22 protein-coding genes and 1 pseudogene are annotated in these 23886 nt (G+C 46.6%); 8 read left to right on the top strand and 15 right to left on the bottom strand.

What is annotated here, in order from left to right; translation table 11 throughout:
• Nucleotides 1-73: 73 nt before the first annotated feature.
• The 4 genes and pseudogenes from tilS to cysS all read right to left on the bottom strand — a co-directional run bounded on the left by tilS (nucleotide 74) and on the right by cysS (nucleotide 4428).
• Nucleotides 74-1387 (bottom strand): tRNA lysidine(34) synthetase TilS, encoded by a 1314-nt coding sequence (tilS, locus tag C2759_RS04855; RefSeq protein WP_215356516.1) that lies wholly within the window; start codon nucleotides 1385-1387, stop codon nucleotides 74-76.
• The gene (locus tag C2759_RS04850; RefSeq protein WP_046330116.1) at nucleotides 1353-2324 is read right to left on the bottom strand and encodes an acetyl-CoA carboxylase carboxyltransferase subunit alpha; all 972 of its coding nucleotides are present in this window, start codon (nucleotides 2322-2324) and stop codon (nucleotides 1353-1355) included. The genes tilS and C2759_RS04850 overlap by 35 nt, the downstream gene beginning before the upstream one ends.
• 9 nt (nucleotides 2325-2333) lie before the next feature.
• A pseudogene (locus C2759_RS04845) lies at nucleotides 2334-2960 on the bottom strand (DNA-3-methyladenine glycosylase); the annotation flags it as partial.
• 46 nt (nucleotides 2961-3006) lie between these two features.
• Nucleotides 3007-4428 (bottom strand): cysteine--tRNA ligase, encoded by a 1422-nt coding sequence (gene cysS / locus C2759_RS04840; RefSeq protein ID WP_215356515.1) that lies wholly within the window; start codon nucleotides 4426-4428, stop codon nucleotides 3007-3009.
• 87 nt (nucleotides 4429-4515) lie between these two features.
• Between cysS and C2759_RS04835 the strand changes: the two genes are divergently transcribed.
• From C2759_RS04835 to C2759_RS04825, 3 genes are read left to right on the top strand one after another with little or no spacing between them, the layout of a single operon-like run.
• A complete protein-coding gene (locus C2759_RS04835; protein WP_251367031.1) occupies nucleotides 4516-5328 on the top strand; it encodes a lipopolysaccharide assembly protein LapB in 813 nt (270 codons plus the stop codon).
• A 45-nt stretch (nucleotides 5329-5373) separates the two neighbouring features.
• Nucleotides 5374-5877, top strand: coding sequence for a peptidylprolyl isomerase (locus C2759_RS04830; RefSeq protein WP_215356513.1), 504 nt, complete (start codon nucleotides 5374-5376; stop codon nucleotides 5875-5877).
• Nucleotides 5874-6662, top strand: a complete 789-nt coding sequence (locus C2759_RS04825) for a UDP-2,3-diacylglucosamine diphosphatase (RefSeq protein ID WP_215356512.1) — start codon at nucleotides 5874-5876, stop codon at nucleotides 6660-6662. The genes C2759_RS04830 and C2759_RS04825 overlap by 4 nt, the downstream gene beginning before the upstream one ends.
• A 13-nt stretch (nucleotides 6663-6675) precedes the next feature.
• On the opposite strand, the gene C2759_RS04820 is transcribed toward C2759_RS04825, so the two are convergent.
• Nucleotides 6676-7464, bottom strand: coding sequence for an inositol monophosphatase family protein (locus tag C2759_RS04820; RefSeq protein WP_215356650.1), 789 nt, complete (start codon nucleotides 7462-7464; stop codon nucleotides 6676-6678).
• Between the two features lie 130 nt (nucleotides 7465-7594).
• Here C2759_RS04820 and C2759_RS04815 point away from each other — a divergent pair, with 130 nt between their 5' ends.
• Both C2759_RS04815 and cysE read left to right on the top strand, forming a co-directional pair.
• Nucleotides 7595-8344, top strand: coding sequence for an RNA methyltransferase (locus C2759_RS04815; protein WP_215356511.1), 750 nt, complete (start codon nucleotides 7595-7597; stop codon nucleotides 8342-8344).
• 28 nt (nucleotides 8345-8372) lie between these two features.
• Nucleotides 8373-9137, top strand: coding sequence for a serine O-acetyltransferase (gene cysE / locus C2759_RS04810; RefSeq protein WP_215356510.1), 765 nt, complete (start codon nucleotides 8373-8375; stop codon nucleotides 9135-9137).
• 10 nt (nucleotides 9138-9147) lie between these two features.
• Here cysE and C2759_RS04805 read toward each other — a convergent pair whose 3' ends face one another.
• Complete coding sequence (locus C2759_RS04805) at nucleotides 9148-9735, bottom strand: peptidylprolyl isomerase (RefSeq protein WP_215356509.1); 588 nt, start codon at nucleotides 9733-9735, stop codon at nucleotides 9148-9150.
• A 44-nt stretch (nucleotides 9736-9779) separates the two neighbouring features.
• On the opposite strand from C2759_RS04805, the gene C2759_RS04800 reads away from it, so the two are divergent.
• Nucleotides 9780-11006: a cupin domain-containing protein gene (locus C2759_RS04800; RefSeq protein WP_215356508.1), complete on the top strand. Its 1227-nt coding sequence runs from the start codon at nucleotides 9780-9782 to the stop codon at nucleotides 11004-11006.
• A 115-nt stretch (nucleotides 11007-11121) separates the two neighbouring features.
• Nucleotides 11122-11310 (top strand): hypothetical protein, encoded by a 189-nt coding sequence (locus C2759_RS04795; RefSeq protein ID WP_215356507.1) that lies wholly within the window; start codon nucleotides 11122-11124, stop codon nucleotides 11308-11310.
• 72 nt (nucleotides 11311-11382) lie between these two features.
• Here the strand turns inward: C2759_RS04795 and bamC are convergent, their stop codons facing one another.
• From bamC to C2759_RS04750, 9 genes are all read right to left on the bottom strand, one after another.
• Nucleotides 11383-12531, bottom strand: coding sequence for an outer membrane protein assembly factor BamC (gene bamC, locus C2759_RS04790; RefSeq protein ID WP_215356649.1), 1149 nt, complete (start codon nucleotides 12529-12531; stop codon nucleotides 11383-11385).
• Entirely contained in the window at nucleotides 12531-13403 is an 873-nt protein-coding gene (dapA, locus tag C2759_RS04785; RefSeq protein WP_215356647.1) for a 4-hydroxy-tetrahydrodipicolinate synthase, read from the bottom strand. Before dapA ends, bamC begins: the two co-directional genes overlap by 1 nt.
• 76 nt (nucleotides 13404-13479) lie before the next feature.
• On the bottom strand, nucleotides 13480-14034 hold the full coding sequence (locus tag C2759_RS04780; protein WP_215356646.1) for a bifunctional 2-polyprenyl-6-hydroxyphenol methylase/3-demethylubiquinol 3-O-methyltransferase UbiG: 555 nt from the start codon (nucleotides 14032-14034) through the stop codon (nucleotides 13480-13482).
• 16 nt (nucleotides 14035-14050) lie between these two features.
• Complete coding sequence (locus C2759_RS04775; protein WP_046330106.1) at nucleotides 14051-15253, bottom strand: tryptophan--tRNA ligase; 1203 nt, start codon at nucleotides 15251-15253, stop codon at nucleotides 14051-14053.
• Nucleotides 15254-15302: 49 nt separating this feature from the next.
• Entirely contained in the window at nucleotides 15303-16151 is an 849-nt protein-coding gene (locus tag C2759_RS04770; RefSeq protein ID WP_215356506.1) for a 3',5'-nucleoside bisphosphate phosphatase, read from the bottom strand.
• Between the two features lie 9 nt (nucleotides 16152-16160).
• Nucleotides 16161-17264, bottom strand: coding sequence for a cell division protein ZapE (gene zapE, locus C2759_RS04765; RefSeq protein ID WP_215356505.1), 1104 nt, complete (start codon nucleotides 17262-17264; stop codon nucleotides 16161-16163).
• Nucleotides 17265-18701: a dihydrolipoyl dehydrogenase gene (gene lpdA / locus C2759_RS04760; RefSeq protein WP_215356504.1), complete on the bottom strand. Its 1437-nt coding sequence runs from the start codon at nucleotides 18699-18701 to the stop codon at nucleotides 17265-17267. It abuts the gene before it with no gap.
• Nucleotides 18702-18712: 11 nt separating this feature from the next.
• Nucleotides 18713-19903 (bottom strand): 2-oxoglutarate dehydrogenase complex dihydrolipoyllysine-residue succinyltransferase, encoded by a 1191-nt coding sequence (gene odhB / locus C2759_RS04755; RefSeq protein ID WP_215356503.1) that lies wholly within the window; start codon nucleotides 19901-19903, stop codon nucleotides 18713-18715.
• Between the two features lie 42 nt (nucleotides 19904-19945).
• The gene (locus tag C2759_RS04750) at nucleotides 19946-22801 is read right to left on the bottom strand and encodes a 2-oxoglutarate dehydrogenase E1 component (RefSeq protein ID WP_215356502.1); all 2856 of its coding nucleotides are present in this window, start codon (nucleotides 22799-22801) and stop codon (nucleotides 19946-19948) included.
• A 298-nt stretch (nucleotides 22802-23099) separates the two neighbouring features.
• Here C2759_RS04750 and C2759_RS04745 point away from each other — a divergent pair, with 298 nt between their 5' ends.
• The gene (locus C2759_RS04745; RefSeq protein ID WP_215356501.1) at nucleotides 23100-23801 is read left to right on the top strand and encodes an excisionase family DNA-binding protein; all 702 of its coding nucleotides are present in this window, start codon (nucleotides 23100-23102) and stop codon (nucleotides 23799-23801) included.
• Nucleotides 23802-23886: the final 85 nt, after the last annotated feature.

Here is a 23886-nt window from a genome sequence, read left to right as displayed (position 1 = left end):
TGTATTGTTATTTATAGGGAATTACATTCCCCAGGGTCTAAAAGGGGCTTATTTTACAGGGTTTTACGCTTTACTATGGCTTCTCAAGCCACACAGGGAGCACTCGCCTGCCAATGGAGACTAGATGAGGGTAGCTCGCCCCCACTCCAGCAACGGCTACGAGCTGGTCCTTGATATAGAGCAGCGGAGCCTGTCGCTCCCAAGGCGGTGTATCCGATTCTTGAAAGAGATTCTTGAGTGTTTTGCGTGGGGTATTGGGTTTGATTTGAATCTTTTCTGCTCCCTGGCGCAGTCTTTCCTCAATTAGGCCTTGTTCTTTGGCGGTATTGACCCAATCAGCAGGCAAGCCAAGTGACTTACTTCGTAAGGGCACATTTTGAAACACCCACTGCCCTGTCATGCAATGCGCTATCTGCAAGACGTTGCGCCACAGATAAATACTGACTTCATCATGTTGCCACTCCAAGCTAGAGTCTGGTTTTACAGCCTTAAGGTCTTTCCACCAAGATTCAAGACGTTCCTGGGATGGCATTGCCAGATTATTTAACTTCAACCAATAACGCAGGACATTATTCGCTGCAGCTTGATCTGTTTTGGCTAGGGCCAAGAGAGGCGCCAGCTTTAACTTACTACCTTTAAAAAGATCTTTCCCATCTAGCTTAGCTAGGCGATCGAGCAACACTTGAGATTGAGCCAATAAAGTAGCGCTTCGAGCTAGATTGCCAATTGCGCCTGGCTGAATTTTTTCCAGCCTTGGAATGATTTCTTTACGGATCGCATTGCGGCGATAGCGTGTATTTTGATTGCTAGGGTCTTCTACCCATTTGAGTTTGTATTCTTTGGCATAGACCTCTAACTCTGCCCTGCATTGATTGAGTAATGGGCGCCAGAGAGTAATTGAGTCGCCCTGGTTGACGTTAGCACGATGCAAAGGCATGCCAGAGAGACCAGCTACGCCAGAGCCACGTAGCAGCTGTAAAAGCACAGTTTCAGCCTGGTCGTTTTGATGGTGTGCGAGCAGCAAATCCTCAATGCCATGCTCAATACATAAATCAGTCAAAGCATCGTAACGCTCTGCCCTCGCTCTAGCTTCAATATTGCCCTGAGATAGATCAGCAAAGTGCAGTAGACGAAAGTCAAAATGTACTTGGTATTTTTTGGCCAGTCGCTCACAAAACTCCAACCATTGATCGGCTGGCTTTTGCAAACCATGATGAATATGAAATACCCAAAGCTCAGTTGGGTCATTAGAATTTGCTTTGAGGGCTTTACAAACTGTATCGAGTAACACAACAGAATCAAGCCCACCACTTAAGGCAAGCCCAATCCGTTTGGCTGCTGGTAAAGCTGCCTTAAGACTTGACTTCGATTTCCTTGAACTTGCCATAACTCATCAAGCGCTCATGGCGACGCTCTAACAGCGCATCCACTTTCATCCCATCGAAAGTCTTTAGTGACTCAGCTAATGCTTTGCGCATATTGTTCATCATGGTGTCGTAATCACGATGTGCGCCACCAGTAGGCTCAGGGACGATCTTATCGATCAAGCCAATGGCTTTTAAACGTTGTGCAGTCAAGCCCAATTGCTCAGCAGCTTCAGGTGCTTTATCTGCAGTCTTCCAAAGAATGGATGCGCAGCCTTCTGGTGAGATGACCGAGTAAGTTGAGTTTTGCAACATCAACACCACATCACCCATTGCAATCGCAAGTGCGCCACCCGAACCACCCTCACCAATAATGGTGGCAATGATCGGCACTTCTAATTCCGCCTGAACATAGAGGTTGTGACCAATCGCCTCTGATTGGTTGCGCTCTTCTGCATCAATTCCAGGAAATGCACCCGGCGTATCCACAAACGTAAACACCGGTAATTTAAATTTTTCCGCTAAACGCATGACGCGCTTTGCTTTTCGGTAACCCTCAGGGCGACTCATGCCAAAGTTTCTTAAAGCACGCTCTTTAGTATCGCGGCCTTTTTGATGGCCAATGACCATGCAAGGTTGATTCTGAAAACGAGCCAGGCCAGTAATGATGGATTGGTCATCTGCAAAATTACGATCGCCATGAAGCTCATGAAAATCGGTGAACAATGCTCCAACATAATCTAATGTGTAAGGACGCTGAGGATGGCGCGCTACTTGAGAAACTTGCCATGGACTTAAATTGGCATAGACATCTTTTGTAAGTTGCTGACTTTTTTCAGTCAAGGTTTTGATCTCATCAGAAATGTCTACTGATGATTCATCTTGCACAAATTGCAGCTCTTCAATCTTTGACTCTAATTCAGCGATTGACTGCTCAAAATCCAGGAAAGTCGTTTTCATAGCTTGATTTTAATATTCAACGGGCTTGGGGTCGATACTTCTCCACATATACCATGTCGCTACCGTGCGCCATGGGGCCCAATTTGCAGCTACTTCACGGGCTTCATGCCTGCTCACAGGCTCTCCGCTGAAGTAATTGAGGGAAATAGCCTTAATCAGGCCGGCGTCGTCTAAAGGGAGAATATTGGGCCTAATCATGTTGAAAATCAGGAACATTTCCGCTGTCCAGCGACCAATTCCCCGAATCCCACACAATTCTTTGATGATGACCTCATCTTCCATGCCTTTCCACTGATTGGCATGTAAACGACCAGAATCAAAGTGTTCAGCCAAATCGCGGATGTATTCCACCTTGCGACCCGATAATCCTGCTGCACGCAAATCTTCAATACTTAAAGCAAGAATATTTTTAGGGTTTACCTTGTTTTTGGATGCCAATAAAACCTTGCTCCAGACAGACTGAGCTGCAGCAACCGAAATTTGCTGGCCAACGATAGCCCTTGCCAAAGTAGTGAATGCATCTCCACGCGTTCGCAAAAAACCTAGGCCGTATTTTGGAATCAGTTTTTTTAAAATACGATCATGCTTCATCAACTCAGCACAAGCCTGCTCCCAATAATCAGGAGCAACTTCTTCAATGATTAATTGCTGTGCAGCTTTACTCAAAATAAATATTCTTCAATTAACTTTTGCGCCATTCGGTAATGCCACCGGGCTTATCTTCCAATACTACGCCCTGATCTAATAATGTCTTGCGAATTAAATCTGCTTTCGCAAAATCTTTGGCGAGTTTTGCAGTGACTCGTGCCGCAATTTGCTCTTCAATAGCAGTAGCAGATAATCCAGCATCGCCACCTCGGGATCCTTCTTGCAAGAATACGATCGGGTCACGTTGCAAGAAATTGAGAGCTGCAGCCAAGCTTTTGAGAACGCTAGCCAATTGAAGCTTCTCTTCACCCTGCGCACGATTCACTTCACTAGCTAAGTCAAACAGGGCTGCTATCGCCACGGGCGTATTAAAGTCATCATTCATCGCATTAGTGAAGCGCTCAGACCATGGCGAATGGGGGTCTACAGGATGATCGCTTGAGCTCACTTGCGCTAAAGCGGTGTAAAGACGGATCAGTCCTGCACGAGCCTCTTCAAGCTGCGCATCACTATAGTTAATTGGGCTACGGTAGTGGGCGCGGAGCATGAAGAAACGCAAGACCTCGGGGTCAAAACTCTTCAAGACATCACGAATGAGGAAAAAATTGCCTAATGACTTCGACATCTTTTCTTCATTTACCCGAATATGCCCGTTATGCATCCAGTAATTTACAAAAGGCTGATCGTTAGCCTGATGATCTTGTCCATAGAGGGCGCCCTCGCTCTGAGCAATCTCGTTTTCATGATGCGGAAACTGCAAATCCGCACCACCGCCATGAATATCAAAATGCTCACCTAGCAAATCGCATGACATGGCAGAACATTCAATATGCCATCCAGGGCGACCTTCACCCCAGGGGGATTTCCAACGGGTATCCGCAGGCTCCTCTGGTTTGGCACTCTTCCATAGAACAAAGTCCAATGGATCTCGTTTACCACCACCAACTGCGACACGGTCACCAGCATTTAATTCATCCAAGGATTTACCGGAAAGGCGACCATATTCTGGAAACAATCGAACCGCGAAATTGACATCCCCATCCTCGCCTTGATAGGCCAATTCTTTTTCAATTAAGCGGCCAATGATGTCCTGCATTTGCCCGATGTAATCAGTGGCACGAGGCTCGTGATCGGGGTGCATCAAGCCCAATTCATTTGAGTCGGCATGCATTGCATCAATAAAACGTTGTGTTAATGCAGAAATAGGCTCGCCATTCTCAATCGCACGATTGATGATCTTGTCATCAATATCGGTGATGTTGCGGACGAAAACAACCTCATAACCACTGGCACGCAACCAGCGCACCACCATATCAAAGACAATCATCACCCGGGCATGGCCAATATGGCAAAAGTCATAAACCGTCATTCCGCAGACGTACATCTTTACCTTGCCCGGCTCAATGGGTTTAAAGGCCTGTTTAGAACGACTGAGGGTGTTATAGATTTGCAGCATAGAGGCTATAAAGGTGGGCAAGTAGCGCCAATTTGTTAGACTGAGCGCTGAGTATATCGAATGAGCCCGTTTTTCATCCCAAACCCTATGTCAGCTAACCATTTTTTTCTACGTCCAGCTCAGCTGTGCGGCTTGTGCGCCTTTTTTGCTGTTTTATTCCTTGCGGGCTGTAGCACTCCTGGGCAACAGTTAGCAGAGGCTGAAATTAATGCCCTGAATAGTGCCCCCGCTAGTGCTCAAGGTACTCAAGCGCCCTATCTAGGATCTTACGGCCCCAATGACCCTCCAAGACTTGCCGGAAACGACGCTGGATACGATCAATTTAATGCTGAGTTGTCTGACTCTGTCGCCGTTCCGTTTTTATCCTTTTTGATTATTGAGCCAGACCCAGTAACTAGAAATGGAGTTCCGTCCGATATTGAAAAGCTAGTCAAAGCCAAAAAATATCCTGAAGCTATCGACAGTATCAATAAGCAACTTCAGAAAACACCGGGTAATGTGCAGTTACGTTACGTTAAGGCACGTATCCAGATTGAAACGCGCCAGTGGGTAGAAGCTAAAAAGACCTTGGTTGAGATTACCCAACAGTTTCCGGAGCTGCCTGAGCCTTATAACAACTTAGCTGCACTAGCAGCAAATCAAGGCAATTGGATTGAGGCAAGAGACTATTTAGAGCTCGCCCTGAAATTACGCCCGAGCTACACGGTTGCCTCAGCTAACTTAGGCGAGGTCTATATTCGCCTGGCAGCTCAAGCCTATGACAATGCCGCAAAAGATGCAGTCTTAAATCAGCGTCAATACACCAATCGTGCAAAAGCATTGATGGAGATACTGAAGCCGGCTAAAAAAGGCGTTGTGTCAGCGGCGCCTGCAATCCCAGCAACGCCTACTTCAAAATAATTTTCATACCTTTTTATCTACTAACTTATAGAAAGTAAATTCATCATGTCCAAAGTTCTACTAAAAACAAATAAGGGCGATATCACTCTTACCCTGGATGCTGCAAAAGCGCCAAAGACTGTTGCTAATTTTATAGAGTACGTCAAAAGCGGTCATTACGATGGCACGATTTTCCATCGCGTGATTGATAATTTTATGATTCAAGGTGGCGGCATGACTGCTGGCCTAAAAGAAAAATCGTCTGGCGCCCAAATTGAGAATGAAGCGAACAATGGTCTTAAAAACGAACGTGGCACAGTAGCTATGGCTCGCACTAGCGATCCGCACTCTGCGACAGCGCAATTTTTTATTAACGTCAATGACAATGACTTCTTAAACCACACCGCCCCTAATGCTCAAGGTTGGGGTTACGCTGTTTTTGGCAAAGTCACTGATGGTCTTGATGTGGTTGATGTCATTCGTAAAGTTAAAACAGGTAATTCCGGCTTTCATCAAGATGTTCCTGCTGAAGACGTCCTCATTGAAAAGGCAAGCGTTCTCGAGGAATGATTCCGCAATACGCGAGCGCACTGCTCATTTCTGATTTACATCTCACGCCGTCAATGCCCTTGACGGCGCAACGCTTCTTTGATTTTTGTGAAAAAGATGCGCCTAAGGTAGAAGCTGTATTGATCTTAGGTGATCTATTTGAGTATTGGGTTGGAGATGATGCTGCTCTACATTCACCTTTTCACCAAGAGGTAAAGAATGCACTTGCAACCCTGTCCACTAAAGTGAAAACCTATTACCTTCATGGTAATCGGGACTTTTTAGTTGGTAAGCATTTTTTAAGTAAAACAGGCATGACACTCTTGCCTGATCCTAGCAAGATTCATATTGCAGGCTCTGAATATGTTCTCTGTCACGGCGACTCACTTTGCACGGCAGATATTGGCTACCAAGTTTTTCGTAGCTGGGTCCGCAAACCTTGGATCCAAAAACTATTCTTGAGAATGCCCTTAAATTGGCGCCGCTCTATTGCTAATCACCTGCGCAGTAATAGTAGCGTGCAATATCAACGGTCAATGCAATTTTCAGTTGAAGGCGCACAAGCCAAAACGAATGTGACCTTAGCTGCCTGCGCTGCAGTGCTTAAAGATCAAGCTGGGTATCAACTGATACATGGTCACACTCACCGACCAAAACAACATCAAGAGCATCTACAAGATCAGGAATGGCAACGCTGGGTCTTATCAGATTGGGATTTAGATCACCCTGAAAGTGGGCGGCCACGCGCAAGCGCCCTACTCATTAATCAAGACGGAGTACGTTACACCGACCTGATCAAAACTTAATACTGCTGCCGTATTAAAAGGTGGAATATTTAGATAAGCACTGAACCATCTGGGCAAAGATGCGAGGGTTAGCGCACATCACTTCACCGCTTTGTAGGAAGCCTTCTTCGCCGCGGTAGTTGCCGACAAGTCCACCAGACTCAGTAATCAATAAAGCCCCTGCTGCCATGTCCCATGGCTTGAGATCGCTCTCAAAAAATCCATCGTAACGACCAGCAGCAACATAGGCCAAGTCAAGAGATGCAGCTCCAGGACGACGCAGGCCGGCACATTGGCGCGACATATCTGCAAAGATTTTTAAATATTTTTCTAAGTCTTGGTCGTCGCGATAAGGAAAGCCAGTACCCAATAATGAATTCGCTAAACGATCTTGCGTGGCAACACGTAAACGCCGACGATCCAAATATGCACCTGCACCGCGCGTGGCAGTGAATAGTTCATCGCGGGTCGGATCGTAAACTACTGCTTGTTGGGTTACCCCGTTGACAGACAGTGCAATGGAAACTGCATACTGCGGAAAACCATGAATAAAGTTAGTTGTGCCATCGAGTGGATCAATGATCCAAACATTTTCAGCATCAGTATTTTGGGCGCCAGTTTCTTCAGCCAAGAAGCCGTGCGAAGGATAGGCTTCGCTGAGCGTTTCAATAATGGCTGCTTCGGCCTGTCTGTCCACCTCAGTTACGAAATCATTATGTTGTTTGCGGTCAATCTGAAGTCGCTCTAAATTCAGAGAGGCTCTATTAATCACGGTTCCGGCACGACGGGCAGCCTTCACGGCCACATTTAACATGGGATGCATAGTATTGATGGACAAATTAAATAAGAACGAGCTCACCAGATTGCAAACTGCAGGACAATAAGGAGCTAACATCCTGATTCTAAACGATTGCTACATTGAACTCCCAAGCTACTAGAGAATTCCTGTTGATATGAATGCCTCCCAAGCACAGTTACTACGCTGGGTTTTAGTTGAAACCAGCCACCCTGGAAATGTGGGGTCGGCAGCCCGCGCACTAAAAACCATGGGGTTTAGTGACCTGCACTTAATTTCACCCAAGATTGCGGGTGTTGCCCAGACGTCAGAGGCCATTGCTCTAGCCAGTGGTGCGGTCGATGTGCTGGAGTCCAGTCAAGAAACTTCATCTTTGGGATCAGCTGTTCAAGGCTGCAGTCTTGTTTTAGGCCTCACCAGTCGTGATCGTGAATTTGGGCCACCAGCATTAAATTGGCAAGCCGCTCGCCCGTTAGTTCAGGCAGCTATCGCGGCCAATCAGCAAGTCGCGCTCCTCTTTGGGCCAGAGCGCACTGGCCTAGATAACCACCATCTCTCACTATGCACCCATCGCGTATGGCTTGATGCGAACCCACTCTACCCTTCCCTTAACCTCGCCCAAGCCATCATGGTTTGCGCCTTCACCCTCAGAGAATCCCTTGGGGAGGATTTGGGGCTAGTGGCCTTAGGCAATAACACTGAGACGGTAGGTTATGCGGATCCTGCAGCTGTAGCTGCCATGCTGGAGCACTGGCGCGAGGGTTTGGAGGCGATTGGCTACCTTGATCCCACAAATCCCAAAAAACTCATGCCCCGCTTACAAGCACTATTTGCTAGAACGCGCCTGCACAAAGAAGAAATCGACCTGCTCCGTGGGATTGCCAAACAGATGCTCTTGAAAAAATAGATTGGGCTTTACCCGTTAAAATCCATTTATGCTTAATTCGCTCTTCGACCAAGTCGACTCCATCATTGTTCGTGACCCTGCCGCAAGGAATCGCTTAGAGGTCATAACCTGCTATCCGGGGCTACATGCTGTTTGGATACATCAGATATCACATGGTCTATGGAACTTAGGTTTGAAGTGGATTGCGCGCCTTCTATCGATGCTAGCTCGCTTCATTACTGGCATTGAAATACATCCTGGAGCAAAAATCGGTCGTAGAGTATTTTTGGACCACGGCCTAGGTATTGTGATTGGCGAGACTACTGAAATTGGCGATGACTGCACTATCTATCAAGGCGTTACCTTAGGCGGGACATCCCTTTATAAGGGTGTAAAACGTCACCCCACTTTAGGCAAGGGCGTAGTCATTAGCGCGGGAGCTAAGGTTCTTGGAGGCTTTACTGTAGGTGATGGCGCTCGTGTTGGATCTAATGCAGTAGTTCTAAAGGAAATCCCAGCTGGAGCAACTGCCGTGGGAATTCCTGCGCGCATCTTGCATCCTGATTTGCCTCAGGCCAGCACACCAGATAGCAAGGCTAAAGAATACTTTTCAGCCTATGGCGTCACACCCAATGTAGATGATCCAGTTTCTATGGCATTAAAAGGTTTAATTGATGCTACCTTAGAACAAGAGGCTAAGATCGCTGCACTTGAGAAAGCGCTAGCGAAATTGAGCAATACGCCATCACATGCAGAAGAATCTAGCGATACCAAGCGTGATCTTGGAGTCCTAAAAGAGTGGCTTAAAGAGTAGTCTTTTAGTTTTAATGCAGAGTTGGTGAAGAACCACCAGGTTGAGAGATTGGGTCGGCAGAGTCATCCTCACCATCGTCTAAATCGTCAGGCATCCCAAATGCAAATGCTTCTGCGCCCTCAGGATGTCGATTTTCAATCTCTTCATCTGTAGCAGTTCGGATATCTTCCACTTGAACCCAGAAGCGCAAGGCCATACCAGCAAGTGGATGATTCCCATCTAAAACAACTTGGCTATCAGCCACATCAGTTACGGTATAGATCAAGGGCTCTTCATCTTCGTCGCCATCGTCTTCTACTTCCTCATCAGGAACACCCTCAAACTGCATACCGACTTCCAAGGGTTCAGGAAAGCGTGCGCGTGGCTCAATCTTGAGCAACTCTGGGTCATACTCTCCAAAGGCTTCGCTAGGCTCAAGCTGAATGCTAGCTTCATAACCCACATCCTGGCCATCTAATAAGTTTTCAATTTTGGGAAAAGTGCCCTCATATCCGCCATGCAGGTATACCATCGGGGAGTCTGGTTCCTCGATAATATTATTTTGCGCATCAGTTAGTTTGTAGCGCAGGGATACAACAGTATTTTTTTCGATCTTCATGCGTAATTCATTCAACATTGTGTTTTAAACAGCTTCTTACTGATATGACAGCATTTTACTTGAGCAAGCCTTACGATCCGCCACAGGCACCCCAAAACCTTCCGCTAGATCGCCCATGGGCTCTTCTAGGGGGCAATAGCCCTCAACAGTTCATGAAATCCTATTGGCATAAGAAACCACTATTAGTACGAGGCGCCATCCCCGCCTTTGAGCTCGCCAAACAAATAGGCCAGCCCTTGGGTAGCGCGATATCACCTCAAGAGTTATTCAAAATAGCGGGTGATGATACGGTGGAATCCAGATTAATTAAGGCAAAGCCTTGGGCTTTTACAAATGGCCCATTTAAAAAGAAATTGATTCCTGCTATTGAGAAGACGGATTGGACACTTTTACTTCAAGGTATGGAGGCAAAACATCCTGCAGCTGCAAAAGTACTTTCTTGGTTTCGCTTTATTCCGGATGCACGCTTAGATGATTTAATGATCAGCATTGCTGGTCTTGGTGGTGGCGTAGGCCCCCACTTTGATTCTTATGATGTCTTTTTAATTCAGATGTCGGGACGCAGACGTTGGCGCATTTCTGAGCAAAAGGATTTAACGCTGAATCCAAATTTGCCCTTGAAAATTCTGGAGGACTTTAGAGTGGAGCAAGAGTGGGATCTGGAGCCAGGCGACATGCTTTACCTACCACCACATATTGCTCATGATGGCATTGCTTTGGATGCAGGCTGCCAAACTTGGTCAGTTGGCTTTAGATCACAAAGCTATAAAGAAATCTTGCAAGAAGGCTTGTGGCGTTTGGCTGAGTCACTAGAAGATATTCCTGAGTTAAATAGTCACTTTGCAGATCCCAAACAATCAGCAACTCATTGCGCAGAACAACTTCCAGCAGAAATCATTACGCAAGTAAGGCAAAAGTTAAAAGGCTTAAAACTCGATCGTGTAGAAACATTCCTTCCCGGCATAGCCGCCTATCTCAGCGAACCAAAACCTCAGGCCTACTTTGATGGAGTAGCCAATAATCTCTCGCCCGAACAATTTAGACGTCATCTTGGCAAGCAAGCTTTAAAAGTACACCCCTATACAAGGGTTCTCGCTCTGGGCCCAAGGATTTACTGCAATGGTGAAGAGATGACCGACGGTCAAGATGCCTCAACTCAAGCCGCCTGGCGCTCACTGGCACGTAGCAAACAGTTCACAGGATCCTTAGGGAAAATTGGATTAAATAACAGTCTTTTTGGGGCTTTTGAGGCAGGATGGCTGCTTTTTTAACGATCAATTAGTAGATGGCTATAATGCATTCTGGAAAGTACTTAGGGTCTAACCCTATACTAACCAAGTATTCATAACCGGTTATTCAAGATATTTTTTTAAGAGGAAATTACAAATGAAGAAGTCACTAGCACTCGTAGCAATGTTGGCAATCGCTTTGACCGCTTGCGGTAAAAAAGAAGAAGCAAAACCTGTTGAAGCTGCTCCAGCTGCACCTGCTGCTGCTCCAGCTGCTGACGCTCCTGCTGCTGCTCCAGCTGCTCCAGCCGCTCCAGCTGCACCTGCTGCTGACGCTAAGAAGTAATCTTCTTATTGAAGAAAAAAAAGCCGCTGATAAGCGGCTTTTTTATTATCTAATTTCTCTCAGCTTTGGCATCTATCGAGCCATTTGCTCCGTCAGCAATGTCAAGAGTTGCAATCCAGCAGCGGTATTTTCGGGCTTACCATCCGCATTTTGAACATATACATTTGAAGAGCCATCACTAGTCGACTTGACCACCACGAGGTATTTCTTCGCCTTCAAACTTGAGTCGTCTTTGCTACTGAATAAGTTAGTGAAAAACCCTTTGGTATCACCCAAATCCTTAGGGTTGACGTAACGTACATAGTAAACACCATTCGCACGATTACGATCTTCAACGGTAAAGTTGGAACGATCTAAGGCAAGTCCAGTGTCGCGCCATGCGCGGTCGAAGCCAGCCGCCATTTCAATATAAGCAGTATTCACACCCTCTTGAACTAACTTCGCCTTAGGCGTCTTTGGGCCAAGTGGCGCCGCAACTTGAGCTTTAGCCATTTCCTGGGTCATACCCAAGCGCTCCATTAAGCGAGCCAAAAATGCTGCTTCAAGCTCGGGATCATTTGGACGCCCTGTCCATATAGTTGAATTACACGCAGTAGTTGTACTGTCTGTTACGCACTTTTCAATAGCACCACGTTGTGTAATATAAATTTCTGTTTCACCAGGCTTGCTGACTTCAAGGCGGGTCTTGTACTTATCTCTCTCACCAGTATCGTAAAGAGAATCTAATGCGCCGCCAATTGTGGAGCGAATAAAGTCTTGCGCGATCTTAGCGCGGTTTTCAGCCCAATCCGTTTCCATAATGCCGGTAGAGGGTGAATCAATTACCAAAAGGAAACCATTCTCCTGCCAAAAATCTTTAATTTTTGGATACAGCTCTGGAGCTGGCTTTTCTACAACCAACCAACGACGCTCACCGTCACGAGCGATACGCATACCTGGAATACCAGTCATGACGTTCTTGCGAGTTTGTACCGATTTTTTTACTGCTGCGTTGTACTCAGACATGGTCGCAGAACCATCCTGAACGATATAACGACGATCGGCTTGAGCAGTAATCAGATCTGGGGGGTAGGATAAGTTAGGCCCACGCACGGCACCAGCAGATTTGTAGTCGACTGTATCACTCGTTGTTACAGATTTACAGCCAATTAAAACAACGCTTACCAACGAGAGCGTTAGTAGGGTTGCACAGTGTTGGCGCAAAGGTCGCATCAAATTCATCATAGTAAGCCAGCCTGTTTCAATGCAGCCTTCAAAGGTTCGCGCAAGGCGAGACTCAAAGGGGTTAAAGGTAATCGAATGCCTGAGGTCACTTTACCCATTTCATGCAGGGCCCATTTCACAGGAATCGGATTTGCCTCGGTAAACATGGCTTTATGTACAGCCAGTAATTGATATTGAATAGCGCGCGTCTTGACCACATCATCAGACATTGCGGCCTGACACAGCTCATGCATCAAGCGAGGCGCAATATTAGCCGTTACAGAAATATTGCCTTTGCCGCCCATGAGCATCAGCATTGCCGCACTAAGATCATCGCCAGAAAATACGGAAAATTCTTGGTGTCCAGCACGCTTTAGATCAGCAAGCAATAAAGTGCCGCGCTCAATACTTCCAGTGGCATCTTTGATACCAATAATGCCCGGCACTCCTGCCAGGCGAACAGTTGTCTCGCCAGCAAGATCAGCAACTGTTCTACCGGGAACGTTATACAGAATCACAGGCAGATCAACCGACTCCGCAATTTTCTTGAAGTGGGCATACATACCGTCTTGAGTTGGCTTGTTGTAGTAAGGCACAACCTGGAGGCTGGCATCAGCACCAACTGACTTTGCAAAATTAGTCAACTCGATTGCCTCGGTAGTGGAATTACCACCAGTACCGGCGATTACCGGGATACGCCCAGCAATATGGTCTACAGTCACTTTAATCAGCTCGCAATGTTCTTCTACAGATACTGTGGGAGACTCACCACTAGTGCCGACAATGACAATGCCATCAGAACCTTCAGCAACATGCCAATCTAGCAAGGAACGCAGAGCAGGAAAATCCAGGCTTCCGTCCTCGAACATCGGCGTCACAATAGCAGGCATGCTGCCTGCGATAGGCTTTTTACTGACTTTGGATAGTGTTGTGTTAGTCACTGAATGTGTCTGAATTTTCTGAATGTTAACCAGCAAATTGTAACGGAATGCACCCTTTTAAATGCCCTTTTACGGCACAAATCCTCTGAACCACAGCTGGTTTAGGCTGATCGAGGTAAATATCCTCGTAGGCAATCACTTTAAGGCCTGAACGCTGCGCCAAAGCTAGCAATTCACCTGGATTTAGCAAAAAGTTTGGGTTTGAAGGTTTGCCGAATTCAGCATTCCCGTCGGCAAAGGTCTCGTAGATGAGGACTCCACCCTCAGACAGCATGTTGGGCAATTGCTCTAAAAATGGACGATAAAGATAATTCGTCACCACAATTCCTGAAAACCGCTGGTCTAGTAATGGCCAATCTGAGCCCTCCAGATCGAGTTTCTGGATTTGGACAGCATCACTTTTCAACAGCTCAATAGTAGAAATATCTTGGTCAACCGCCAGAATCCGATGGCCTAGAGAATCCAGCAAGGCAGTATGCCGACCGGAGCCACAGGCCAGATCAAGAACCACACCATCAGTCGGAATTACTGCAGCGAAACGCTTCACCCAAGGCGAAGCATTTGCGATTGCATCATGCATTGCAGTCAAGATTTCCTCAGTCGTAAGCCAAGCCCATAGACTCTCGGACCTCGCGCATGGTTTCTTGAGCAACCTTACGCGCTTTATCAGAACCATCGGCAATGATGGAACGCAATAAGCTTGGATCATCCAAGTATTTTTGGGCACGCTCGAACATGGGCTGCTGCTCAGCAAGAATGGCATCAATCACGGGTTGCTTGCACTCTAAGCAGCCGATGCCTGCAGACTGACATTCTTTTTGAACCCAGGTTTTAGTGTCTTCATTTGAATACACAGTATGGAGTTGCCACACAGGGCAACGTGCGGGGTCGCCTGGATCAGTTCTGCGCACCCGAGCAGGATCAGTTGGCATAGTGCGGATTGAACGAATTACCTCTTCAGGTTTTTCGCGAATACTAATCGTATTACCGTAAGACTTGGACATCTTCTGCCCATCAATACCCGGCATGCGGGATGCGGTGGTTAACAAAGCTTGTGGCTCTGGCAGAATAATTTTGCGTGCGCCCTCTAAGAAACCAAACAGTCTCTCGCGATCAGCCATCGACAAACTTTGCGCTTCTTGTAACAATGCTTGAGCTTGCTCTAGAGCCTCTTCATCGCCCCGCTCCTGAAAAGCGACACGCAATTCAGCGTACATTTTGGCGCGTTTACTTCCTAATTTTTTAACCGCTTCTAAGGCTTTCTCTTCAAAGCCAGGCTCGCGACCATAGAGATAATTAAAACGACGCGCTACCTCACGGGTCATCTCCACATGCGGTACTTGATCCTCGCCTACTGGAACAAATTGAGCGCGGTACATCAAAATATCAGCCGCTTGCAGGAGGGGATATCCCAAGAAACCATAGGTTTGCAAATCTTTCTCTTTGAGTTTTTCAATTTGATCTTTATATGTTGGCACGCGCTCCAACCAACCCAAAGGAGTGCCCATCGCCAGCAATAAAAATAGCTCTGCATGCTCAGGCACTTTGCTCTGAATAAATAAAGTCGCTTGATTTGGATCTACGCCACATGCCAACCAATCAATCACCATATCCCACACCGACTTCTCTATTACATCTGGAGTTTCATAGTGAGTCGTTAAGGCGTGCCAGTCTGCGACAAAAAAGTAGCAGGGGTACTCAGATTGCAAGCGAACCCAATTCTTTAAAACACCATGGTAGTGGCCAAGGTGCAAGCTACCAGTTGGGCGCATGCCAGAGAGAACTCGTTCTGCAAACATCTTGATCTTTATTCTTTAAGAGTAGTTAAAAAGGTTTGGTGTGGACGGCTTAATGAAATAGCGACCACACTGGAGTAAGGTGATCCGGCAAATGAGGCAAGGTGCCCAGGTCAATATAGCTTTCCTCTGGGTCATGAAAATCTGATCCTCGGGAAGCTAAAAATCCATAGTGCTGAGCAATCTTGCCATAGGTTTGGTATTGATTGGGGCTATGACTGCCAGTAATGACCTCAATGGCCATGCCGCCAATTTCTTTGAAGTGCTTGTAGAGTTCATCCATCTGCATGGCGCTCAGCTTGTAACGGCCGGGATGTGCGATCACAGCTGCTCCACCAGCCTCTTTGATCCAAGCAACCGCATCATCTAATGTTGCCCACAGATGCGGCACGTAACCTGGCTTGTCTTCAACGAGATATCTTTTAAAGACTTGGTCAGTATCTTTGCAAATACCCTGCTCCACCAGAAAGCGTGCAAAGTGTGTACGAGAAATGAGTTCTTGATTACCCGCAAAATGCAATGCACCTTCATAGGCGCCAGGTATCCCGGCTTTCAATAATTGTTCGGCCATCTGTTTAGCGCGATTACCACGACCTTCGCGGGTACGACGTAAGCCCTCTAGAATTCCGGCATGGGCAGCGTCAATTCCTAAGCCAACGATATGGATGGTTTGCCCCATCCAAGTTACCGAAATCTCAACCCCAGGTAGATAATCCATACCCAGTGCGTTTGCAGCAAGTTGTGCCCTCTCTTGACCACCCAACTCATCGTGGTCGGTCAATGCCCATAGACGCACGCCGTTCGAATAGGCACGCTCCGCCAGCTCCTCAGGGGTCAGAGTTCCATCAGACACAACGGAATGGCAGTGTAAATCTGCATTTAGGTTGGAATTGCTAGTCATGAACCTATTTTAGGTCAAGCTGGTATCAATTACCCGACGGGGTGCATCTAGGTAATCCCGAGACTGCATCTCAATTAAACGAGAAACCGTTCTGGAGAACTCACTGGTGATCTGGCCCTCGGTATATAAATCGACCGCTGGAACCTCTGCGGAGATGATTAATTTGATTTTATGGTCATAAAGGACGTCAATAAGCCAAATAAAGCGGCGGGCTTCATTAGTCATTCTAGGGGGCATATAAGGGACTCCCGACAGGATCACCGTATGGAACTGTTTAGCAATCTCCAAATAGTCGTTTTGTGACCTTGGACCGCAGCATAAGGTTTGAAAATCGAACCAAACCACCCCTTGGGCCATATGCAGAGGTCTTAGCTCCCGAGATTCAATGCGTAACACCGGACGAACAGTCTCTTTTTGATTGCCGATTAGGGTTTGAAACATCTGCATCAAGATCGCATGGGTGGCGGCATTGACTGGTGTTAGGTAGGCCTGAACCTGAGCCATCTGTACGCGGCGATAGTCATTACCGGCATCGACATTCATGACATCGAGTTGCTCTTCTAATAGCTTAATGGCCGGTAGCAAACGATCCCGATGCAAGCCGTTGGGATAGAGCTGGCTAGGTTCATAGTTTGAGGTCATCACAAACTGGACGCGATCTTCAAAGAGTGCGCTCAGCAAGCGATACAAAATCATGGCATCGGCAATATCATTGATATGAAACTCATCAAAACAAATGAGTCGGTACCTATTAGCAATTCTTTTGGCAAGTTCATCTAGTGGATCCGCCATACCGGAAAGCTCATGAAGCTCACGATGCACTTCTCGCATGAATTCATGAAAATGAATCCGGATTTTTTTCTCCAGAGGAGATGCAGCAAAAAAAACATCCATCAAAAAGGATTTGCCGCGACCTACTCCGCCCCACAAATAGACGCCGCGTGGAAGTTTTGGTTTGAAGAGCTTCTTTTTTAAGCCATTGCTGCGGATTTCTTTATAAGCAACCCACTCATCTTCACAGCGCTGCAAGCGCTCAATAGCAGCTAGTTGCGCGGGATCACTGTGATACCCGCGCGCCTTTAACTCTTGATGGTAAAACTCTAATGCTTTCAATTACATGTTTAATGCACGTTTATCCGTCGCTAATGCTGCCTCGCGAACCACTTCCGATAGGCTTGGATGTGGATGACAGATACGAGCAATATCTTCCGCTGCTGCTTTAAATTCCATCGCTACGGCTGCTTCTGCAATTAGGTCAGATGCGTTTGGTCCAATGATATGGACGCCTAAAATTTCATCTGTTTTTTCATCGGCCAATACTTTGACAAAACCCTCTGCACGATCCATACCTAGTGCACGGCCATTAGCTGCAAATGGGAACTGACCTGCTTTGTAGGCAATGCCAGCCTGTTTGAGCTGCTCTTCAGTTCTACCAACCCAAGCAATTTCGGGGTCGGTGTAAATCACCCAAGGAATGCAGTTGTAATCAATATGTGGCTTTTGACCGGCGATCGTTTCAGCAACGAGCACACCTTCGTCTTCTGCCTTGTGAGCCAGCATAGGTCCACGCACTACATCACCCACAGCGTAAACACTGGGCGCTGCTGTTGCGCAAGTATGGTCATCGATTGGAATGAAACCACGCTCATCTACTTTCAGACCAATCTTATCGAGACCCAGTTTATCGGTATTCGGAACCCGGCCAACAGAAACGATTAAACGATCGCACTCTAATTTCTGAGCCTTGCCTTCACTATCGGTGTAGTTAACTACAACGCCTTTTTTGTCGGCTTTGACTTCACCAATCTTGACGCCCATATTGATCTTGAGGCCTTGCTTGGTAAAGATTTTGTGAGCTTCTTTGGCAATACCCTGATCAACTGCGCCCAAGAAAGTTGGGAGCGCTTCAAGAATAGTCACATCAGAGCCAACACGACGCCATACAGAGCCCAGCTCCAGGCCGATTACACCAGCTCCGATCACGCCAAGTTTCTTGGGAATGGAATCAAACTTGAGACCACCTTCGTTATCGCTAATCAACACGTTATCGACTGGAATGCCTGGCAAATGACGCGCTTTAGATCCGGTAGCAATAATCACATTTTTAGCATTAACTACTTCTTTATCTTTACCGTCAATTTTGACTTGATAACCGTCAGCATTCTTACCCTCAAAAGATGCATGGCCTTTTAACAAGGTAATTTTATTTTTGCGGAACAAGAACTGAATACCAGCAGTCATCTTGGTCACAATCCCATCTTTACGAGCAATCATCTTGCCAGAGTCTAACTTGACTGATCCAACAGTAATGCCATGATCAGCTACGTGATGACTAATCTTCTCGAATTCCTCAGACGAAGAAAGCAAAGCTTTAGAAGGAATACAGCCAACGTTCAAGCAAGTTCCACCCAGACGTATCTCACCCTTTGGATCGTCATAGGCACTGGATTCAGCGCAGGCAACCTTAAAGCCAAGTTGCGCCGCACGAATCGCAGCGATATAACCGCCAGGACCACCGCCGATTACTACTATGTCAAATGATTGGCTCATGTTCTTTCCTTTTACAGATCTAGGAGAAGACGTGAAGGATCTTCCAATGCATCCTTCATGGCTACTAAGCCAAGCACTGCCTCACGACCGTCAATAATGCGATGGTCATATGACAAAGCCAGGTAGTTAATCGGACGAATCACGATTTGACCGTTCTCAACCACTGCACGCTCTTTAGTTGCATGAATGCCTAAAATCGCAGACTGTGGGGGATTGATAATCGGAGTAGAAAGCATCGAACCAAATACGCCACCATTAGAGATGGAGAATGTGCCGCCAGTTAAATCTTCTAATGACAACTTACCTTCGCGCGCTTTTACGCCAAACTCAGCAATCTTCTTCTCGATATCAGCCAAATTCATTTGATCCACGTCACGCAAAATTGGAACAACCAAACCGCGTGGTGAGCTCACTGCAATACCAATGTCAAAGTAACCGTGATACACGATGTCATTGCCATCAACAGATGCATTCAATAATGGGAACTTCTTCAAGGCATGGGTAGCTGCTTTAACAAAGAAGGACATGAAGCCCAACTTCACGCCATGCACTTTTTCAAACTGATCTTTGTACTTGTTGCGCATAGCAATTACTGGAGCCATATTGACTTCATTGAAGGTAGTCAAGATGGCATTGTTTGCCTGGGACTCTAACAAACGCTCGGCAATACGAGCACGCAAGCGACTCATTGGTACACGCTCTTCTGGGCGATTACCTAGCGGAATTGGTGCGCTTGGTAATACAGCGGAAGATGAACCTCCCGCAACGGCATTGAGTGCATCACCCTTTGTCACACGACCATCACGACCAGAGCCTGCAACTTGACCAGTCGTCATATTGTTTTCAGCCAAAATTTTTGCTGCGGAAGGTGCAGCAGCAGCGCCAGATGACTTTGCTGCAGGCGCAGCTTTAGCTGGAGCGGCAGCTGGAGCAGCGGCGGCAGGAGCCGCAGCAGCGACAGCTGTGCTATCAATCTTCGCAATCAGTTGCTCAGCAACTACAGTGCCGCCATCAGCAATAACGATCTCGGTAATCACACCAGCAGACGGTGAAGGAACTTCTAATACAACTTTGTCTGTTTCAATTTCAATCAAGATCTCATCTTGACCGACGGCATCGCCGACTTTCTTTTTCCATTGCAACAAAGTAGCTTCTGCTACTGACTCGGAGAGCTGGGGGACTTTAACTTCAAAAATAGCCATGATTAATCCTATTTAGTATTTATATAAGAGTGAGGTCTACGATTACTTCGTAATGACATAACCCTTAAGTTTTGCGAATGCTGCAGTAAGAAGAGACTTCTGTTGTTCTTGATGGAGATGGGCGTAGCCACAAGCTGGTGAAGCAGAAGCTGGACGACCTGCATAGGCTAATTTCATGCCTTCAGACATATTCTCCAAAATATTATGCTGAACAAAGAACCAGGCGCCTTGGTTTTGTGGCTCATCTTGACACCACACTACCTCCTCCAGATTTGGGTACTTCTTCAACTCAGCAGTCAATGCCTTATGAGGGAATGGATAGAGCTGCTCCAAACGAATAATCGCCACATCCTCTAGTTTTTTATCGGCACGTGTTTTGGCCAAATCGTAATAGACCTTACCGGAACACATAATTAATCGAGTGACCTTTTTGCCATCGATACTCTCATCGCGCTCCGGAAGAATGGTATGAAAACCACCCTTGGTGAACTCAGTCAATGGCGAAGCAGCCTCTTTGTTACGGAGCAATGATTTTGGTGTCATCAAGATCAGAGGCTTGCGGAACTGACGAATCATTTGACGACGCAAGACGTGGAAGATCTGCGATGCGGTTGTTGGCTGAATCACTTGCATATTAGTATCAGCGCATAACTGCATAAAGCGCTCTAATCGTGCAGATGAGTGTTCTGGGCCTTGACCCTCATAGCCGTGAGGCAACATCATGACTAAGCCGTTTGCACGACCCCACTTTACTTCTCCTGAAGCGATAAATTGATCGATCACTACTTGAGCGCCGTTCGCGAAGTCGCCAAACTGAGCCTCCCAAATAGTCAGGGTATTTGGTTCAGCAGCTGCGTAACCATACTCAAAACCAAGTACCGCCTCTTCAGAGAGGATGGAATCAATTACCAAAAAAGGAGCTTGATCTTTGGCTATATGGCGCAAGGGAATATAGACTCCGGTATCCCATTTTTCGCGGTTTTGATTATGCAAAACTGCATGGCGATGGGTAAAGGTGCCGCGACCACTATCCTCGCCGGATAAGCGAACTGGGTAGCCACTAGCTACTAGGGATGCGAAAGCCATATGCTCACCCATACCCCAGTCAACATTAGTTTCTCCGCGGCCCATAGCAGCACGATCTTTTAAGACCTTTTCGACCAAAGGATGAACCTTAAATCCTTCTCGAGCAGTAGAGACTCGTTCTGCGAGTCGCTTCCACTCAGTCAATGGGATGGCAGTGTCAGCCTCGTCGGTCCAACGCTTATTGAGAAATGGAGACCAATCAACTGCAAACTTACCTTTGAAATTACTGAGCACAGGGTCTGAAGTCTGCTTACCAGCATCCATGGCCGCACGGTACTCCTTCACCATTAATTCACCGGTGCCGGCAGGCAATACACCTTGAGCTTCTAATTTATCTGCATACAACTTACGTGTACCTGGATGAGCCGCAATGATCTTGTACATCAGAGGTTGAGTCATGGCAGGAGTGTCTTGCTCGTTATGACCCAGCTTTCTGAAGCAAACAATATCGATGGCAACATCTTTGTGAAACTGAGTACGGAACTCAACAGCCAGCTTGGTAGCCAAAACAACCGCTTCAGGATCATCACCGTTCACATGCAATACAGGCGCATCAATCACCTTCATGATGTCTGTGCAATACAAACTTGAGCGCAAGTCACGAGGATCGGATGTTGTGAAACCAATCTGATTATTAATGACGATGTGAATCGTGCCGCCAGTGTAGTAGCCGCGGACCTCCGCCATTGCTAAGGTTTCTTGCATCACACCTTGACCAGCAATAGCTGCATCTCCATGTACTAATACTGGCAATACTTGCTCACCTAACATATCTCCACGACGCTCCATACGAGCACGTGCAGAACCCTCTACTACCGGGTTCACGATCTCTAAATGGGAAGGATTAAATGCCAGCGACAGATGGACAGGTCCTGCCGGAGTAGAAATATCACTCGAGAATCCTTGGTGATACTTCACATCACCTGCAGGCAATGTTTCTGGGCCCTTATGCTCAAACTCAGCAAAAAGATCTGAAGGCATTTTTCCTAAAACATTCACCAGCACGTTCAGTCGGCCGCGATGGGCCATACCAATCACAATCTCTTGGACGCCCTTGGCACCAGATTCACGAATCAACTCGTCCATACAAGCGATAAAACTCTCACCACCTTCGAGAGAAAATCGCTTTTGGCCTACATACTTTGCTTGAAGATAGCGCTCCAAACCTTCTGCCGAAGTAACGCGATCCAAAATATGGCGCTTCTCGTCCATATTAAATCTCGGAGTTGAGCGGATCGACTCTAATTTTTCTTGCCACCATTTCTTGATAGTCTGGTCAGCAATAAACATGTACTCAGCACCTAAGGTGCCACAGTAAGTTTGACGCAATGCTTGCAATAAATCACGCAAGGTCATTTCATTGCGACCAAAGAAGGTATTACTAGTATTGAAGACGATATCCATATCGCCATCTGTAAAGCCATAAAAAGCTGGATCTAACTCCGGAATATCCTTGCGCTCAGTTCGCTTCAAAGGATCAATATCGGCCCAGCGGTTACCGACGTTACGATATGCGGCGATTAACTGCTGAACGGCAACGCGTTTGCGCCCCATCTCAGAGTCAGCCGAATCAGAAACTGTTCTGATGGGCCCTTGCTTGGCCCGCTCAGCAAATGAAGCAACAATAGGTCCATGGGCAATGTCAGTTCTTGAAGAACCATCTACCGCTGGGACCTGCTTCACATTATCAAAATAATCTCGCCAATGATCAGCTACAGAGCCTGGATCATGCAAATAGGATTCGTAGAGTTCTTCTACGTAAGGGGCGTTTCCACCGAAGAGATAGGAGCTATCTCTTTGATCTTGCATCATGATGCTCACCTTTCATCGGGTTTCCCGAATAAAAACTGTGGTTAAAACCATTCGCTCTGCGGCTAAACCGCTTTACGAACTGATCTGTGCGAATACTCTTACAACCATGCTAATTTAACACGACTACCCATTGATTCATAAAGGGCTTTCCCTGATTTGAGGACTTTTAGAGCTGCTACCCCTTTTTAGGACTTGAATAAGAATTTTCCTACTCTGATTTAAACCATGCCCGACAGATTCCCTCAGACTTGATTCGTATTCTCTAAATCTCCAAATAAATTAATGAGATTAGGGACATATGAAAGCGATTACCCCAGAATTGGAATATCTAAGCACCCGTCAAAGCGCAAAAGTGCTGCAGGTATCACTTGGCACCGTCCAGAAAATGGTTGAATTAGGTGAATTAATCGCCTGGAAGACCCGTGGAGGTCATAGGCGTATCCTGGCAAGCTCTTTAGATCAGCAGCTAGCACGTCGCAAAAGAGCGATGCGCCAGAAAACTACCCAAAACTGTATTGCCATGGGGATATTCAGAAGAGCCGAAAATAGCCACGAGTTAATCGAATCTATTCAATGTTGGCAGCTAAAGGTAGATATGGAGGTATCTGTTGATAGCCTTGAGGGTCTGATGAAGGCAGTTTCAATCGCCCCCGACCTCATATTTCTAGATGCCCTGATTCCACCAGTTGAGCAGGTGCATCTCATCCATTATTTGAGTAAAAACAAGGACACACAGCGTATTCCTATTTTGGTAGATGAAGGGTTTATTCGCCTTCATCCTGGGGTTATAGGCCTAGCTGATGAAAATACAGTGGGGGTAAAGTCACGCTACCCTGAAGTTCTTCAGGAGGAGCTTGAAAATGGCCTAATTGACCAAAATCCACTGATTATTGGCTATCCAGCTACCAACCCAGAACTAGAAAATACTATGGGAGATAAAAATCGCCATGAACTCTTAGAGCCTATATTTATTCAGGCGCTCAATAGAAAGTGCGCCTAAGCTCTGACCTTGCTACATAAAACACAAAAGCCGCTCAATCTTGCAATGAGCGGCTTTTTTTAACAATAAATCTATTTAAATCAAT

Origin of the sequence: Polynucleobacter sp. MG-Unter2-18, from assembly GCF_018687675.1 — a bacterium.
Taxonomy (GTDB): Bacteria; Pseudomonadota; Gammaproteobacteria; order Burkholderiales; family Burkholderiaceae; genus Polynucleobacter.
The sequence above is the reverse complement of the archived record's forward strand: the minus strand, read 5'-3'. Positions and strand labels throughout refer to the sequence as shown.

Bases quoted from the DNA above. Each gene is read 5' to 3' on its own strand.
- tilS (WP_215356516.1), bottom strand. From the start codon at position 1,387: ATGGCAAGTTCAAGGAAATCGAAGTCAAGTCTTAAGGCAGCTTTACCA.
- C2759_RS04850 (WP_046330116.1), bottom strand. From the start codon at position 2,324: ATGAAAACGACTTTCCTGGATTTTGAGCAGTCAATCGCTGAATTAGAG.
- cysS (WP_215356515.1), bottom strand. From the start codon at position 4,428: ATGCTGCAAATCTATAACACCCTCAGTCGTTCTAAACAGGCCTTTAAA.
- C2759_RS04835 (WP_251367031.1), top strand. From the start codon at position 4,516: ATGTCAGCTAACCATTTTTTTCTACGTCCAGCTCAGCTGTGCGGCTTG.
- C2759_RS04830 (WP_215356513.1), top strand. From the start codon at position 5,374: ATGTCCAAAGTTCTACTAAAAACAAATAAGGGCGATATCACTCTTACC.
- C2759_RS04825 (WP_215356512.1), top strand. From the start codon at position 5,874: ATGATTCCGCAATACGCGAGCGCACTGCTCATTTCTGATTTACATCTC.
- C2759_RS04820 (WP_215356650.1), bottom strand. From the start codon at position 7,464: ATGCATCCCATGTTAAATGTGGCCGTGAAGGCTGCCCGTCGTGCCGGA.
- C2759_RS04815 (WP_215356511.1), top strand. From the start codon at position 7,595: ATGAATGCCTCCCAAGCACAGTTACTACGCTGGGTTTTAGTTGAAACC.
- cysE (WP_215356510.1), top strand. From the start codon at position 8,373: ATGCTTAATTCGCTCTTCGACCAAGTCGACTCCATCATTGTTCGTGAC.
- C2759_RS04805 (WP_215356509.1), bottom strand. From the start codon at position 9,735: ATGAAGATCGAAAAAAATACTGTTGTATCCCTGCGCTACAAACTAACT.
- C2759_RS04800 (WP_215356508.1), top strand. From the start codon at position 9,780: ATGACAGCATTTTACTTGAGCAAGCCTTACGATCCGCCACAGGCACCC.
- C2759_RS04795 (WP_215356507.1), top strand. From the start codon at position 11,122: ATGAAGAAGTCACTAGCACTCGTAGCAATGTTGGCAATCGCTTTGACC.
- bamC (WP_215356649.1), bottom strand. From the start codon at position 12,531: ATGAATTTGATGCGACCTTTGCGCCAACACTGTGCAACCCTACTAACG.
- dapA (WP_215356647.1), bottom strand. From the start codon at position 13,403: ATGCCTGCTATTGTGACGCCGATGTTCGAGGACGGAAGCCTGGATTTT.
- C2759_RS04780 (WP_215356646.1), bottom strand. From the start codon at position 14,034: ATGCATGATGCAATCGCAAATGCTTCGCCTTGGGTGAAGCGTTTCGCT.
- C2759_RS04775 (WP_046330106.1), bottom strand. From the start codon at position 15,253: ATGTTTGCAGAACGAGTTCTCTCTGGCATGCGCCCAACTGGTAGCTTG.
- C2759_RS04770 (WP_215356506.1), bottom strand. From the start codon at position 16,151: ATGACTAGCAATTCCAACCTAAATGCAGATTTACACTGCCATTCCGTT.
- lpdA (WP_215356504.1), bottom strand. From the start codon at position 18,701: ATGAGCCAATCATTTGACATAGTAGTAATCGGCGGTGGTCCTGGCGGT.
- odhB (WP_215356503.1), bottom strand. From the start codon at position 19,903: ATGGCTATTTTTGAAGTTAAAGTCCCCCAGCTCTCCGAGTCAGTAGCA.
- C2759_RS04750 (WP_215356502.1), bottom strand. From the start codon at position 22,801: ATGATGCAAGATCAAAGAGATAGCTCCTATCTCTTCGGTGGAAACGCC.
- C2759_RS04745 (WP_215356501.1), top strand. From the start codon at position 23,100: ATGAAAGCGATTACCCCAGAATTGGAATATCTAAGCACCCGTCAAAGC.